This is a genomic window from Amycolatopsis sp. NPDC114478 (assembly GCF_055633805.1).
This window is the reverse complement of the sequence record NZ_JBVKDO010000005.1, coordinates 283,489-298,305: the sequence shown is the minus strand read 5'-3', so window position 1 is coordinate 298,305 and position 14,817 is coordinate 283,489. Positions and strand designations below refer to the sequence as shown.

Below are 14,817 nucleotides of genomic sequence, written 5' to 3'. Positions count from 1 at the left end.
GCTTATCCTTGACCCGTGTTCGCTATCGCGCTGGTTCCGGTCGTGCTGGGTTTGCTCGTCGGTTTTGGTGGGTTCCTCGGGTTCCGCGAGCGCTTGACGCGCCAAGGCGGCACCGGGGTGCGCACGGAAGCGGCGTTGCGCAGCGAAGAAGCCTTCAAGCTGGCCAACCGCGTCGCGGGGCTGCCGACCATGGCCGGGGGCGCGATCTCCGTGCTCACCGGGCTGGCCGGGCTCGCCATGCCGACGACCGGTGGTCTCATCTCGGCCGCGCTCGCGGGCGTGCTCGCGATGCTCGTGCTGGTCATGGGCGGCGGGGTGCTCGGCAACCGGGCCGCGCTGACCGTGCCCGCGCCGGCTCCGGCGGCGCCTGCCGGTTGCAGCGGCTGCGCGTGCGGCGCCGGCGGCTGCGGTGTTTTCAAGAAGGAAGAGGCTTAATTCCGCTGGAGGTCGCCCGGGTGAGTGGCCAGCAGCGCGAGCGGGATGCCCTGGCGGCGCAGCACCTGGCTCCACAGGTCGCCGCTCGGCGAGGCCAGGATGTCGCTCGGCAGCGCGGGCACGATGACCCAGTCGTCGCGTTCGATCTCGCCGGCCAGCTGACCGGAGTCCCAGCCCGCGTACCCGGCGAAGACGCGCACGCCGCGGACCTTCGGCACCAGCACCGCGGGGTCGGTGTCCAGGTCGACCAGCGCGACCGGCCCGCGGACCGCGATGACGCCCGGCACGCTCGCCGCCGTCTCGCCGGTGCGCAGCGCGGCCAGGCACAGCGCCGTCTTCTTCTCCACCGGACCGCCGACGAACACCGCCTGCGGCTCGGCGACGTGCCCGCCCCAGTTGGGCAGGACGTCGTGCACGGCGACGTCGCTCGGGCGGTTCAGGACGACACCGAGGGTGCCCTCGTCGCGGTGATCGATGACGAACACGACGGTCCGCTTGAAGTTGGGGTCGACCATCGTGGGGGCGGCGACCAGGAGCGTTCCCGGTTCAACCTCGGCGTCCGCTGGCACGCGACCCATGATCCCACCCCCGACCCGGCGAATTACTTCGGCTCGGGAACAATCGCCTCAGCAGCCTCGTTTGAAACATGTGGCCGGCGCACTGCGTGTCCCCCGGGCTCACTGAAGAACCGCCTTTGTGGAATACCGTCCGGCTGGAGCCACACTGCGCATAGCCGCCGAGAGGCGACCTTAGTGCGTCGGCCACCCTTTACTCTGGCTTCGTGACGATCAGCGCTCGGACGGCGACAACGCGAAGAGGGCCGCGCGAGCTGCTCAAGGATCCCGACTTCCGCCGGCTGCTCTTCACCCGCTTCGCGGCCAGCTGGGGCGACGGCGTCTTCCGCGCCGGGCTCGCCGGAGCCGTGCTGTTCAACCCCGAACGCGCCGCCGACCCGCTGGCCATCGCGGGTGGGTTCGCCGCGCTGCTGCTGCCGTATTCCGTCGTCGGGCCGTTCGCCGGTGCTTTGCTGGACCGCTGGGACCGCCGTCGCGTCCTGATCTTCGCGAACCTCCTGCGCGGGCTGGCGATCGTCGCCGCGGCGGCCGCCGTCGGCTTCGGGCTGGGCGGGGTCGGCCTGTTCACGCTGGCCCTGGCCGCGGAAGGGATCTCCCGCTTCATCGGCTCCGGGCTTTCGGCGTCGCTGCCGCACGTCGTCGAAGAAGAGAGCGTCGTGACGGCGAACGCGTTCGCGACGACGCTCGGCTCGTTCATGGCGGTCATCGGCGGCGGGTGCGCGATCGGTCTGCGAGCACTGTTCGGCAGCAACGACATCGGATCGGCCGAGGCCACGGCGTTCGCGGTGCTCGGCACCCTCGTCTCGGCCTTCATCGCCCGCGGTTTCGCGCGCGGGGTGCTCGGGCCGTCGGTGGTCGACGAGCCGACGAACCCCGTGCTGGCCGTCGCGCGCGGGCTGGCCGACGGCGCCCGGCACGCGTGGCGAGCCCCCAGCGTGACCGCCGGGTTCCTGGCGCTGTTCGCGCACCGGGCGTCGTTCGGGGTATCGCTGCTGGTCACCGTGCTGATGATGCGGAACTACTTCACCGACCACGGCGTCTTCCGCGCCGGGCTCCCTGGGCTCGGGCAGATGGCCGCGCTCGCCGGCGCCGGCATCCTGATCGCCGGGCTGCTGACCGCGCGACTGATCCGGAAGTTCGGCCGGCTGCGCGCAGTGCTCGGCTCATTGCTGCTCGCCGCGATCGCGCAGTCGGCGCTGGGCCTGCCGATGGTGCTGCCGCTGGCGCTGCTCGCGTCGTTCGTCATCACGGGCGCGGGTCAGGTGCTGAAGCTCTGCGTCGATTCGTCGATCCAGCTCGACGTCGCCGACGAAGCCCGCGGCCGCGTCTTCGCGCTGTACGACACGCTGTTCAACATCACCCAAGTGGCGGCGGTATCCCTGGCCGCGCTCGTCGTGCCGGACGACGGCCGTTCGCCGGGCCTGTTGATCGCGGCGACCGTCTGCTACCTGGTCGGCGGCGCCGGGTACGTGCTCGCGCGACGCCGCGCGATTCGCTGAGGCAAACACCCGAACCGGTCACGGTCACTGCTCCATTGGCATTAGGGTGACGGCAAGTCATTAGTAGGTTCGAGGGACACCGGGGGCACCTGTGACCACCGCGGGCGACGACCGTGCACGGCTCGAAGCACGCAATGCCGCGATGAAGGACCAGGTGGACACCCTCCTGGAGAACTTCGAGCGGCAGACGGCGCAACTGCGGGACGCCCAGTCCGCGGCGGCCCAGACCACCGCGCAGGTCAGTTCCCCCGACGGCCTGGTCCGCGCCACGATCGACGCCGGCGGCAACCTCGCGAAGCTCGAGATCGCGCCGAACGCGTTCGAGCGCACGACGCCCGCGCAGCTCGCGAACACCGTCCAGACCGTGGTGCGCCAGGGAACCCTGCAGGTCAAGCAGAAGATCGCCGACCTGATGGCGCCGATCACCGAAGGCCTGCCCGACCTCGCGGACCTCGTCGAAGGCGCGCCGTCGCTGGCCGGGCTCGTGCCGCCGATCCCCGACTTCGTCGAGGCGCCTGCGCCTGCGCATTTCGAAGAGGGTGGCTCGATCCTGCGCAACGAGGCCGTGCCGCCGCCCGTGCCCGCGCCCAAGCCCGCTCCGAAGCGCGTCCGCCCGCCGCGTGACGAGGACGAGGAGCCGCCGTCGTCCTGGATGACGAGGGGCGACTGATGCCCGATGGGGGCTCCGGGTTCACCGCGGAACCCGACGCCGTCCTGCGCGCCTCGAACGGCTTCACGACGGCGGCGGACGCGCTGGAGAGCGCGCTGAAGACGTTGCAGGGCGCCCTGGACGCGCAGGGCGAATGCTGGGGCGGCGACGACTCGGGCAAGGAGTTCGCGAAGGACTACGTGCCCGGTTCGCAGGGGGCTGTCGAGGGCTTCACCAACCTCGTGCAGGGGTTGCGGGGCGTGCAGCAAAATGTCGCCAAGTCGATGAAGGCGCTGTCGGGCGCCGACGAAGACGTGACTTCGCAGCTCGGCAAGGGGCAATGACCCGTGGGTATGGAGATGCCCGACGCGGTCAAGTGGCTGCTGCCCATCGTCGTCGGCGAGAGCTGGCCAGAGGGCGACGAGACCAAGCTTCGTGCGTTGCGCGACGCGTGGCACGCGGCGTCGTCGGCGATCGGGCCGGTCTCGGAGACGGGTAACCAGGCGGCATCGGGCGTCCGCGACAACTGGACGGGCGACGGCGCGGACGCGTTCGTCGAGCAGTGGAAGAAGTTCATCGAGGGCGACGAGGCGTACTTCAAGCAGCTGTCCGACGCGTCGAAGGCGTTGGGCGATTCGTGCGACCAGACGGCGCTCGACGTCGAGTACACGAAGTACATGATCATCATTTCGCTGATCGTGCTGGCAGCCCAGATAGCGGCGATGATCGCGGCGGCGGCGGTGACGTTCGGCGGCTCGACGGCGGGCATCGCACCGGCCCAGATCGCGACGCGGATGACCGTGCAGATGCTGTTCCGGCAGCTGCTCGAGAAGCTGGCGCAGCAGGGGTTCAAGCAGGTCGCGAAGGAGCTGCTGGAAAAGCTGCTCAAGCAGGGTCTCAAGAAGATCGGCATGGAGGTCCTCAAGAACGAGGCCATCAACCTGGGGATGGACGCGGGCATCCAGGGTCTGCAGATGGCGAAGGGGGATCGCTCCAGCTGGGACTGGTCGAAGACTTCGGACGCGGCAATTTCCGGCGCGGTCGGTGGGGTGGTCGGGGGGGCCTCGGGGTCGATCGGGCGAGGGGCTACCGAGGGGCTTTCGCATTCGGCCGGCGGGCAGGTCGCGGACGCGGCGTTGCGTGCCGGGGGTCGGGGAGCGGTCGAGGGGGTCGCACAGACTGTCGGGCAGGCGGCGGTTACCGGGAATTTGGGGTCTTTGACGCCGGAGCAGTTGCTGACTGGGGCTTCCAGTGGGGCTGTGGGTGGGGCTGTCGGGGGCGCCAAGGAGCAGCTGCACGCGGTTCATGAGGCGAACATTCCGCGGGACGCCGGGGGGTCGGGGTCTTCCGGGTCTGATGGGGGTTCGTCTTCGGAGCCGGGGTCGCAGGGGGAGGGTTCTTCGGAGTCTGATGAGCGGTCGTCTTCCCAGCCGGAGTCGCGGAGCGAGGGTTCGTCCGAGTCTGACGGGCGTTCGCCTTCCGAGCCGGAGTCGCGAAGGGAGTCCTCCCCGGAGCCGGAGCCGCGGCGGGAGTCGTCCGCAGAGCCGGAATCGCGCTCGGAGTCATCTTCCGAGCCCGAGTCACGCGGGGAGGAATCCCGGCGAGAGCCTTCCTCGGAATCGCGGGGGGAGGAGCCGTCGGCTGAGCCCGAGTCGCGTGGTGAAGAGCCCAAGCGAGAGCCGTCGTCGGAACCGGAGTCCCCGACCCGGGAGCGCCGAACTGTCGAGCCGCGGGCCACTCCAGAGGTGTCCGACGGGCCGCGGCCGAGCGCCGAGCACATCCAGCAGCAACCCGAGGTGCGAGCGGAGGCGAGGACTGCCGAAGCTCCGGCCCCTCAGCAACAGGCGCCGGCCCAGGGACCGGCACCGAGCCAGCCGATGGTCGGCTTGCCAAGCAGCGGACCGTCGCCGGCGTCCTCGAACGGCGGCTACGGAATGGCCCCGCAGGGCTTCGGCGCGGAACGCCAGACGGTCGGACGCCCCGCGGACAACGTCGGAGCGGCGGGCTTCACCGGAGGCGCGAGCCAGCCGTTCGCGGCAGATGGGGGACCGGCGCCGTTCCAGAGTGGACCGTCGGCTCAGCAGGCCCCACCTGGCGGATTCGCCCCACCCCCGCAGGCAGGAATGCCCGCCGGCGGCGGCCCAGGCCCACGCGCAGGCGGATCAGTTCCTCAGGGCCCGACACCGCCGCGTGGCGGCCAGCCACTGTTCGAAGCGACGCCCCCTCAAGACCCGCGCCGGATGCGGCCGGGTCAGCAAGTGGGCGGCCAGCCACCTGCCGGGCGGCACCCATCGCACACCGCACAACCGCAGCCGGGCGGCCCACCGCAAGCTGGACAGCCACGTGGTGGTCAGGCGCAAGGTAGCCAGACGCACCAGAGCGGGCAACCGCCCCACGGCGGACAACCGCACGGCGGTCAGGCACACCAGGGCGGCCAACCATTCCGCGGCGAGCAGTCGCCCAGCGGTCTGGCACCGCAGCTGCACGGCGGTCAGGTACAAGGCGGCCAGCCAAACCTGGGCGGACAACCGCTTCGCGGCGGACAGCCGCCCAGCGGTCTGGCGCCGCAAGGTGGGCAAGCGCAGGTCGGTCAGCCGCCACACGGTCGGCCGCCGCAGAGCGGGCTGCTGCAGGGTGGCCAGGCACCGTACGCCACGCAGCCGCAGGGCGGCCGAGCACCGCACGACGGAACGCCCCGAGGTGCGCCGGCGCAGGGTGGCCAGCCGCCGAACAATGGCCTGTCGCACGGCGGGCAAGCGCAGAGTGGACTCCCCCAGGGCGGCCACCCACTGGCCGGCGGCCAGTCGCAAGGTGGTCAGCCACGCGGTGGGCAGCCGCCGCACGCTGGACAGCCATCGCCAGGTGGGCAACCGCCGCACGTCGGACAGCCGTCGCACGGTGGGCGACCGATGCAGGGTGGACAGCCGTCGCCAGGTGGGCAGCCACCGCACGGCGGGCAGCCGTTGCAGGGTGGTCAGCGGCCGTCGGCCGGGCCGCCTGTGCCTGGCTGGTATTCCGCGCACGGGGGGCCGCCGGCGCAAGGTGGGGGGTTTCCGTCGCAGCGGCCGCCGGTCGGTGGGCCGCAGCATCCGGGAATGTCCGGTGGGCAACGGCCGGGCGGGTATCCGAACCAGACTCGGGGGCCGCAGGGTCCGGGTCCGCATCCAGGTGGGCGGCCGCCTGTGCCGCCGCCGCCGGGTGGGCGGCCGTCGGTTGATCCGAGGTTGGGGCTGGCGCGGCCGCCTCAGGTTCCGCCGCCGCGGTTTGGGCCGCCGCCGGAGCATCTGGGCCGTGGGCCGCGGGGTCCCTTTGAGCAGCGGCCCGGGCCTGCTCAAGAACGGCCGATGGAACCGACTGCCGGGCAGACATCCGCGCATCAGACGCCCACCCCTGAGCGACCGAATGAGCAGGCTGCACCTGCGGCTGGACACCAGCCGCGGACAGGTGCGGCTGACCTAGCGACCGAGCAGGCTGGCGAACACAGCGGCCCGTCTGAGCAACCGGGCGCTGAACAAACCGCTGAGCACCACTCCGACGAGCAACACGCGGTCGAGCACGAAGCCGCGGCCGAGCACGGCGACGACCAGTACGGGCAGCCCGGCCAAGTCCCCGACGAGCCCTACCTCGACGATCCCCGCTTCCACACCGATGACCCCGCCGGGGTACGGCGGATCGAGGACACCTTCATGGACTCCGGGCGGCAAAGCCCGAAAACCGGCGAGTGGCGGCACGAACAGGTCCGCCGCGAGGCGCTCGCCCTCCGGGACGAGTTCCATCCCGGTATGTCCGATGACGGCGCCTTTGCCGTGCACGCCTATACGCGTCACGAGATGGTTGGGCCGCTCAATCGGGCTCTTCGCCTTGGTGGCCCTGAACTTCTCGACCTCGCTCCTCAGGCCGGCGCGCTCGTTTCCGGGCTCAACGAGCTGCCTCCGCACGTCGGGACCGTCTCGCGGCGCGTCGACTTCCACCAGGATCCCTCGCGGCTTCAAGCCTTCCTCGGGCGCTTCCACGAAGGCGCGCACATCACCGAGCCCTCCTTCCTCAGCTCCTCGAAGGTTGACGCTGAACACCCCCGCAGCACCTTCGCCGGTGAGGTCGAGATGCGGATCGAGTCCAAGACCGGCCGGGACGTCGAGTCCATGGCCAGCATCGGACGCGAGCGCGAGGTCCTCTTCAAGGCCGGGTCGCAGTTCGAGGTCACCCGCGTCGAGATGGGGCCGGGACATCCCGAGCACCCGCACTTCGAGAACCGGCCCGGGGCCCGGGACCAGCCGCAATGGATCGTGCACGCCGAAGAGGTCGCGCCCGGTGATCCGCGGTACCGCGAAAACTCGCACGAGGCGATCGAGGAGCGGCGAGCCCAGGAACGCGCCGACGAGGAACGGTTCCAGCGCGAAGCCGACGCCGAGCTCGAGCAGTTCTACGCCGAGCACCCCCATCTCAAGCCGGCCAACGACCTGTTCAGGCTGCTCGGCGGGGACGAAGACGCGCCGCCGCCCGCCGTCAGACCCGCGCCCGCCACGAACGCGCCCGACGGCGGCTGGTCTCAGCTCGCCGAACCGCTCACGCCCGGTGGGACGCCCGTGCTGCACGCCGGGTCCGTCGAGACGCCGCAGCAGCACGCACGCCTGATCCGCGACGCCGTTCCCGAACTCGCCGCCGTCAACACCCGCAACCACTACAGCCCGGGTGCCCACGCCTTCCGGACCAACGCCGCCGAGTCGATGACAGCCTTCGACCGGCGGATGAACGGTGAGGACGTCGTCGCCGGGCCGGCTCGCGGTGAGACGCTCGACGGGCCGTGGAGCAGCCGAAACAGCTTCGACGACGTCGCGAGCGACCTCGGCGGACGTCCCGTCGGCGCGCGGGCCGCCGTCGCCTTCGAACACGGTGGCCACGAACAGCTGGTCGCCGCCGTGCACACCGAGCACGGGGTCCTCTTCGCCGATCCCGTCACCGGACGGCTCGCCGAGCTGCCGCACGACGCCACCGCGATCCGCGAACTGCCCCTCGGCCACCAGGAAGCGCCGACAATCACCGATCGTCTCAACCCGACGCCCGAGCGGCCGCCGCACGACGAGGGTTACCTCTTCGACGACGAGCACCGCGCGACCCCGGCCGACCACGAGAGCATCCGCCGCGCGGTCGGCGACGAGGGCGTCTACCAGGACATCCACGACCGCGCGCTGGCCCGCCGGGACGCCGCCGGGCTGCCGCTGACCGACGAAGCCGCCGTCGCGGTCCACGGCTACACCCGCGGCGAGTACGCCTACGACGTCAACGAGGCTCTCCGCCGTGGCCCCGGCCACCCCGGGTTCGACCTCGCGCAGGAGAACGCGCGCGCCATCACCGACGGCCTCAACCAGGTCCCGCGCACGTCCGGCGAGACCATCCGCGCCTTCGACGTCGGTGGTGACCCGCGGCTGGCCGAGCTCGTCGCCGGGCCGTACAACCCGGGTGACGTGGTCGTCGAGCCCGCGTTCTCCAGCGCGTCGATCAAGACCGACGAGTTCTCGACCAGCAAGTTCGGGGACGACGTCGAGCTGCACGTCCGGTCGGACAACCTCCGCGACATCTCGAAGCTCGCCGAAAACCCGTCCGAGCGCGAAGCGCTGTCGCCGCCCGGGACGCAGCTGCTGGTGCACGAACGGCGGCTCGAGGTCACGCCCGAAGGCCGCCGCAAGTGGGTCATCGAGGCCGAGGAGATCGGCCCCGGCCACCCGCGCTACCTCGACCCCGAGGCCGCGCAGCGGAAGATGGCCGAGCGCCGCGCCGAGAACGACCACAACGCGGCCGAGTTCGAACGGCGCCGGCAGGCCGCGCTGATGGAACGCCTCGGCGGCCTGACCGAGCCCGACCACGTCGCTCCGCCACCCGAGCACCCGACGGTCCACGACGCCGTCGACACCCCGGCCGAACCGCTGCCCGTCCCCGAGCCGGGGCCGGACTACTCGCGGCTGGCGCGCTCGACGAACCCGCCCGCCGAACCGGCCATCCACGCCGTCGGGACGACGCCGAGCGAGCGCGCGGCCTACGTCCAGGACCGGCACCCGCACCTGCGCGAGGTCAACCCGGGCTTCCACGAGCCACGCGCGCTCGAGAACGGCTACCTGTCCAACTGCACCCGCGGGCCCGGCGCGTACTGGGACCGGCTGCACGGCGGCACCGCGACGGCCGAGCCGATCCCCTTCCACGAGATGGGCACGCGCGGCACGCTCGAGCACATCGAGGGCCGCTTCGGCGAGACGTTCTCCGCGCGCGGCAGCTACGACGACGTCATCCGCGAGATGCGGGACAGGCCGCTCGACCACCACGCCGTGGTCGCGGTGAAGTACGACGGCCCGAACGGCGCCGAGTACGGGCACGTCGCGATGGTCGTGCACACCCGCGACGGCGTCGCGTTCCTCGACCCGCAGTCCGGCGACCTCATGCACCTGCCGCAGCCGCCGAAGGACATCAAGCTGCTGCACGTCGGCACGCCCGGCACCGAGCACGTCGAGACCGAGCACTTCCAAGGCGAACACGGCGGCTACGGCCACACCCCGCAGTCCCGCCTCGACGAGCTCCTGGCCCAGCCACGGGTCGCCGAAGCGCTCGCCGGCGCCACAAATGACCTCGTCGTCAAGGACCACGAGGGGAACCCGCAGAACCTCGGACCGGTCGGCGAGTTCGTCCGGACGCGGCTGGCCGAGCACCCGGAGCTGGTCGAACTCCTCCACGACCCGGCCAACGAGTTCCTGACGCGGTCGCTGCTGCGCAAGCCGGAGACGATCGCGAGCCTGCTGGTGCACGACGAGGCCATCCCGATCCTGGCCGACGCGGCGCACGAGGTGCACCACCCGGACCCGGACGCGGAACCGGTGGGCCCGGACGCGGAGCCGACCCCGCTCACGCCGGACCAGGCCGAGACGTCCCGCGAGGTGATCGACCAGGCGGAGGGGCACCCCCAGCAGCACCGCCGGCAGGCGGGGTTCGACTTGGGCAAGGCCGGGGACGAGGCTTACACGCGGGAGTACCTCGCCGAGCGCTACGCGGAAGCGGCGCGTGCCGACGCGAAGCTGAAGGAGATCCTGCCGCCGCTGGCGGAGGAGACCGGCGGCCACGCCGGGTTCCGGCCCGGGCCGAAGTCCGAAGGCCGGGCGATGGACAAGATCAACACCAACTACGACGGTGACGCGTCGCGGCTGGTCGACCTCGCGGGCGCGATGATCCAGTTCGAACGCGTGCAGGACGCCTACGCCGCGTTGGCGCAGATCGCGGACCACCCCGAACTCGAGATCGTCGACTTCGACGACCGCTTCGCGAACCCCGCTCCGGCGGGTTACCGCGACCTGCAGATGAGCGTGCGCATCGACGGGCACGTCGCCGAGCTGCGCCTGCACCTCAAGGCGCTGGACGACGTTTCGGCGTACGAACACTCGCTCTACGAGGTCCGACGCGATCTCAAGGCGCTCGCCAAGGGCGAGGGCCGGACTTACACCGCCGACGAACGAGCCCTGATCGACGGGCTGATCAAGCGCGAACGAGAGCTGTTCTGGAACGCGCTGCAGGGGAGTCTCTGATGGTCCGGACGCCGTCCTACTTCGAGTACTACGACCACACCTACGTGGTCGACAGCACGCCCGACGGCGGGCTCACCGGCCGGATCCTCAACTGGAAGACCGGCCGGTTCGACGAAGACAACGAGCACGTCACCGACGTGCTGTTCGACCACGGACCGGACATCCGGAGCCTCGACCGCGACCGGTTCGTGCGCCGGACCGAGGAAGCGCGGCACAACTACCTCCGCGGCGACGGGCCGATCTTCGCGCTCTACCAGACCATCGACGCGATCCGGGCCGGCGTGGAAGAGGAGAACCGCAAGATCACCAAGGAGGAACGCGCCTTGATCGAATCGCTGTACCGGCGCACCTTCAAGATGTGGGAGGACGAGTTCGCCCGCCGCGACGCCGGCGAAGCCCCGACCTTCACCTTCACCTCGGTGCTCGAGCGATGATTCACGTGGAACATCGACTTTCGCCCGAAGACCAGCGCACCCTCTTGGTGCAGCTGGGAAAGCTCGTCCGCGAGCTCCGGACCGACGCCGCGGGTCCGGCCGCCGTCGACTTCCGGCAGGTCGGTACGCACCGCGAACTCCAGGGCCACAACGCGACGACGTCCGACGCCGTCGCCGAGCTGTTCTCCGAGCTGCGCAAGGGGATGGCCGCCGAGGGCCGCGGCACCTGGCTGCAGGCGCGCTTCACACTCAACCCGGATGGCACCTTCGACTTCGACTTCGCGCTCGACGACGATCCGGTGTGGACGGACCCGCCGCCCGCGGCCGCCTACCCGGACGAGCTCGCCGCGTTCCCGCGCGCCGACGAGCACATCCCGGACTGGTGGCGGCTGCGGGCGCAGCTGCCGCTGGGTGTGGTGTTCCGGCACGCGGACGCGGGCAGCCGGGACGTCGAACGCCCGCCGTTGACCGACACCGAGGTGCCGCTCGTGCTGCAGTACCTCGAGCGCGAAGCCGTCGTGCACGAAGACGGCGACGTGCGCTTCCACACCGACGGCACCTGGATCTGGCCGTCGTCGGTGGCCGACCAGCTGGCCGATCAGAGCATTCCGCCCGAGCCGGACCTCGTCGCGCACATCCGGCGCCACCACTTCCAGCCGCCGTACGTCGAGCCGCTGGTGCGCCGGACCGCCGCGGCCGACCTGCGAGGCGAGCCGCGGCCGAAGCCGAGCCGCGCCGACGTCAAGAAGACGAGCGGGGACGTCGCCGCGGAGCTGGAGACCACGCCGGATCCGCGGCTCGCCGACGAAGAGCTGCTGATCGTCCTGGTGCAGCGCCTCGGCGAGCACGGCGTCTGGCCGGAGGCGTACCGCGTCGGCGACCGGGCCGACGGGACGTGGTGCCTCAACTTCACCCCCGACGGCTGGGAAGTCGCCGCGTACGCCGGCGGGAAGCCGCGCGAGCCCAAGTACTTCGACCGGCTCGAAGACGCCGCCCAGCAGCTGCTCGGCGCGTTGCTGCTGCACCCCGCCCGGATGACCGCCGGCCACGAAACCCCGCTGGAGACGGCCCGGGAGCTCGACGACTGGCCGGTCCACCCGGCGCCGGGTGAGCCTCCCCTCACCCTGCTCCGCAACAAGCGCATCACCCGGCTGGTGGCGGGTACGGTCGTCCTGCGCTTCGGCGAGGAACCCGGCAACCTGGTCCACCACGGGGAGGTACGGTTCGCCACGACGTCGCTGCCACTCGAACGTGAGCGGCTGCGGCGGAGCTACCGGCTGAGACGCCCTCTGCACGTGATCACCGGCATCACGGTTCCGTGGGCCAACCTGCCGGGTGGCGCGGTGGCCTTCGTGCTGCCGAAGACGATCGCCGAGCACGAGTCCGACGGAAGCCTGGAGAGGATCGAGTAGGTGGAAGCGGCGGAAGCGATTGCCAAGGTCGGCCAGTGGCTGCGCGCGGTGCACGGCCCGGACGTCTCCGGTCCCGCGGGCTTGCGGGTGGACACCGAGAAGGTGCTGCGCATCCCCGAGGGCTGGTCGGTGCCCTACAACACCATCGCGTTCCTCGACGAGGGCCGGCCGGAGAAGGAGATCTTCCCGCCGCCGTCGGTCGTCGTCCGCGAGCCGGACGGCGAGCTGCGCCAGGCGCACCCGCACCCCGGCGGCCTGTCGGTACCGGTGGCGTTCCCCGGCCAGGAGAGCTGGCGCGAGGTCGTCGACCCCGAGTACGTGAAGGCCGGGCTCGGTGAGCTGGGCGTGCCGCTGCAGGCGGTCGCGGGCTGGGTGAAGGTCGACGCCGAGGGCAACCAGACCGGCGAAGAGCGCGAGAACCCCGAGTACAAGGCCGGGCCGATCCGCCGCGGCTACCCGAAGCCGGAGAACACCCTGGAGACGCTGCTTTCGTTCGGCAGCGTCGGCTGGCTGACCCGGGAGCTGCTGCTCATCGGGCTGATCCGGTGCGAGGTGTACGTCCCGCTCGACCTGGAGACCGGCAAGACCGACCGGTTCTACTTCGCCGAAGAGCGCAACGAGCTCAAGGTGTTCAGCTCGACCCGCCACCTGCCCTCGCGTGAGCACGGCTGGTGGAAGGTCGACGTCGCGACGCTCGCCGAGTTCGAGCACCCGCCGAACCTGGTGATCAACGGCGGCCCGACGACCATCGAGGACGTCTCCAGCGGCGAGCTCGCCGAGATCGTCCAGCGCTTCCCGCGGCACGAGCCGCGCATCGACGTGCACGGCCGCTGCCCGGAGGCCGAGGAGGACCTGATCCGCGTCGCCGCCGACACCGCGGCGCGGATGGGCCTGCCGGACCCGGTCAAGCCGCCGCTCGCCGCGGCCGAGAAGGCCCGGCGGCGCGGCTTCGAGCTGACCGCCGAGGAGTGCGCGAAGACCGTGCTCGGCGAGTCGTGGCTGAAGCGGCTGCAGATGCCGGAGCCGCCGCGCAGCAAGCCGAACGACCTGCGCGCGAACGGCCTGGCCCCGGCCTACGACAACGCCGGCCGGACGACCCCGCGGCTGGACACGTTCGGCAAGTACTTCGAGCGGAACCTCGACGGCTTCCGCTACGGCTGGCAGCGCGTCACCGGCGCGTACGTCGGCTTCGCGCTCGGGGAAGCCCTCGGCGCGGCCGTCGACCGGATGATGCTGCACGACATCCACGCGAAGTACGGCATCGAAGGCGTCACCGACATGGTGCCGGCGTTCGACCAGCCGGGCCGGATCGGCTCGCTGACGCAGCGGCTGCTGTTCTACACCGAGGCCGCCATCCGCAGCCCGCACCGCGAGCGGCCGGAGTCGCGCGAGGCCGAGCAGCTCTTCCCCGGCGTCGTCCGCGGCGCGCTGCAGCGTTGGCTGCGCACGCAGGGCGCGCCGATGGAGAACGCGGACGGCTGGCTCGTCCAGGTCGCCGACCTGCACGCCCGCCGCGACGCCGACGACGCCGAGCTCAACGCCTACCACCAGCTCGCGACCGAAGCCGGCGGCGCGCCGCCGATGACCGGCCCGGCCGCGCTGATCCCGGCGTTGCCCGCCGCGCTGACCATGGCCGGGCCCGGCAGCGGCCTCTCCGGGGGCGCGCGCCAGGCCGTGCGCGACCTCGCCGGCGTCACGCACCCGACCGAGCCGGACCTGGCCGCCGCGACCTACCTGACCTGGCTGTTCGAGCACGCGCTGACCAAGGACGCGTTCAGCTTCCCGATCTGGAACACCAGCCGCGAAGTGCTCAACCCGGACAACCAGTACCAGCAAGGCCCGGAGTGGACGGCGATCGCGGAGATGGTCGCCGAGTCGGTGCCGTTCTTCGGCGAGCACGGGCTGCCCGACCTGCGAATGCCCGAGCTGATCGGCGACGGCAAGACGACGCTCTCGGTCCTCGGCCGCGCCTTCGCCGCGTTGTCGGGCTTCGAGAACTACCCGGAGCAGGCGCTGCTTCGCGCCGTCAACCACTCCGGCCGTAGCGCGCTCACCGGCGCGATCGCCGGTGCCCTGCTCGGTGCGCGCACCGGGATCCCGGGGCTGCCGCAGAAGTGGGTCGACCAGCTGGAGCTGCGGTACCTGGTGGAGAACGTCGCTTCGGACGCCTACTGGCACTTCGACCGCCACTCGGCGCTGAGCGCGCTCGGCGACCAGTGGATCGAGCGGTACCCGCGGCGTTAGCCCG

General features: G+C 71.5%; 11 protein-coding genes and 1 pseudogene. 9 read left to right on the top strand and 3 right to left on the bottom strand.

What is annotated here, in order from left to right:
• Nucleotides 1-15 precede the first annotated feature (15 nt).
• Complete coding sequence (locus tag ACZ7OH_RS17370; protein ID WP_470281680.1) at nucleotides 16-435, top strand: SdpI family protein; 420 nt, start codon at nucleotides 16-18, stop codon at nucleotides 433-435.
• Here the strand turns inward: ACZ7OH_RS17370 and ACZ7OH_RS17365 are convergent.
• Nucleotides 432-1,013 carry a YqgE/AlgH family protein gene (locus tag ACZ7OH_RS17365; RefSeq protein WP_470281679.1) on the bottom strand — a complete coding sequence of 194 codons (582 nt, stop codon included), beginning with the start codon at nucleotides 1,011-1,013 and terminating at the stop codon, nucleotides 432-434. The two genes, ACZ7OH_RS17370 and ACZ7OH_RS17365, sit on opposite strands and share 4 nt — an antisense overlap.
• 203 nt (nucleotides 1,014-1,216) lie before the next feature.
• On the opposite strand from ACZ7OH_RS17365, the gene ACZ7OH_RS17360 reads away from it, so the two are divergent.
• From ACZ7OH_RS17360 to ACZ7OH_RS17345, 4 genes and pseudogenes are all read left to right on the top strand, one after another.
• Nucleotides 1,217-2,509, top strand: coding sequence for an MFS transporter (locus tag ACZ7OH_RS17360; RefSeq protein ID WP_470281678.1), 1,293 nt, complete (start codon nucleotides 1,217-1,219; stop codon nucleotides 2,507-2,509).
• Between the two features lie 142 nt (nucleotides 2,510-2,651).
• A complete protein-coding gene (locus ACZ7OH_RS17355) occupies nucleotides 2,652-3,179 on the top strand; it encodes a YbaB/EbfC family nucleoid-associated protein (protein ID WP_470281677.1) in 528 nt (175 codons plus the stop codon).
• A complete protein-coding gene (locus ACZ7OH_RS17350; RefSeq protein WP_400866117.1) occupies nucleotides 3,179-3,502 on the top strand; it encodes a WXG100 family type VII secretion target in 324 nt (107 codons plus the stop codon). The genes ACZ7OH_RS17355 and ACZ7OH_RS17350 overlap by 1 nt, the downstream gene beginning before the upstream one ends.
• 9 nt (nucleotides 3,503-3,511) lie before the next feature.
• Nucleotides 3,512-3,895: pseudogene (locus tag ACZ7OH_RS17345) on the top strand (WXG100 family type VII secretion target); the annotation flags it as partial.
• A 1,425-nt stretch (nucleotides 3,896-5,320) separates the two neighbouring features.
• Here ACZ7OH_RS17345 and ACZ7OH_RS17340 read toward each other — a convergent pair.
• Together ACZ7OH_RS17340 and ACZ7OH_RS17335 are read right to left on the bottom strand one after the other, a co-directional pair.
• Nucleotides 5,321-6,109: a hypothetical protein gene (locus ACZ7OH_RS17340; RefSeq protein WP_470281879.1), complete on the bottom strand. Its 789-nt coding sequence runs from the start codon at nucleotides 6,107-6,109 to the stop codon at nucleotides 5,321-5,323.
• Between the two features lie 504 nt (nucleotides 6,110-6,613).
• Nucleotides 6,614-7,231, bottom strand: a complete 618-nt coding sequence (locus tag ACZ7OH_RS17335; RefSeq protein WP_470281878.1) for a hypothetical protein — start codon at nucleotides 7,229-7,231, stop codon at nucleotides 6,614-6,616.
• 30 nt (nucleotides 7,232-7,261) lie between these two features.
• Between ACZ7OH_RS17335 and ACZ7OH_RS17330 the strand changes: the two genes are divergently transcribed.
• Genes ACZ7OH_RS17330 through ACZ7OH_RS17315 form a run of 4 tightly spaced genes read left to right on the top strand, consistent with a single transcriptional unit; the run spans nucleotide 7,262 to nucleotide 14,813 of the window.
• The gene (locus tag ACZ7OH_RS17330) at nucleotides 7,262-10,723 is read left to right on the top strand and encodes a toxin glutamine deamidase domain-containing protein (protein ID WP_470281863.1); all 3,462 of its coding nucleotides are present in this window, start codon (nucleotides 7,262-7,264) and stop codon (nucleotides 10,721-10,723) included.
• Nucleotides 10,723-11,157 carry a hypothetical protein gene (locus tag ACZ7OH_RS17325; RefSeq protein WP_470281676.1) on the top strand — a complete coding sequence of 145 codons (435 nt, stop codon included), beginning with the start codon at nucleotides 10,723-10,725 and terminating at the stop codon, nucleotides 11,155-11,157. Before ACZ7OH_RS17330 ends, ACZ7OH_RS17325 begins: the two co-directional genes overlap by 1 nt.
• On the top strand, nucleotides 11,154-12,569 hold the full coding sequence (locus ACZ7OH_RS17320) for a TNT domain-containing protein (RefSeq protein ID WP_470281675.1): 1,416 nt from the start codon (nucleotides 11,154-11,156) through the stop codon (nucleotides 12,567-12,569). Before ACZ7OH_RS17325 ends, ACZ7OH_RS17320 begins: the two co-directional genes overlap by 4 nt.
• Nucleotides 12,570-14,813 carry an ADP-ribosylglycohydrolase family protein gene (locus ACZ7OH_RS17315; protein WP_470281674.1) on the top strand — a complete coding sequence of 748 codons (2,244 nt, stop codon included), beginning with the start codon at nucleotides 12,570-12,572 and terminating at the stop codon, nucleotides 14,811-14,813.
• The last annotated feature ends 4 nt before the right edge of the window (nucleotides 14,814-14,817 follow it).

Coding starts and splice junctions, on each gene's coding strand:
- ACZ7OH_RS17350 (WP_400866117.1), top strand. CDS start 3,179: ATGCCCGATGGGGGCTCCGGGTTCACCGCGGAACCCGACGCCGTCCTG.
- ACZ7OH_RS17325 (WP_470281676.1), top strand. CDS start 10,723: ATGGTCCGGACGCCGTCCTACTTCGAGTACTACGACCACACCTACGTG.
- ACZ7OH_RS17365 (WP_470281679.1), bottom strand. CDS start 1,013: ATGGGTCGCGTGCCAGCGGACGCCGAGGTTGAACCGGGAACGCTCCTG.
- ACZ7OH_RS17330 (WP_470281863.1), top strand. CDS start 7,262: ATGCGGATCGAGTCCAAGACCGGCCGGGACGTCGAGTCCATGGCCAGC.
- ACZ7OH_RS17320 (WP_470281675.1), top strand. CDS start 11,154: ATGATTCACGTGGAACATCGACTTTCGCCCGAAGACCAGCGCACCCTC.
- ACZ7OH_RS17355 (WP_470281677.1), top strand. CDS start 2,652: ATGAAGGACCAGGTGGACACCCTCCTGGAGAACTTCGAGCGGCAGACG.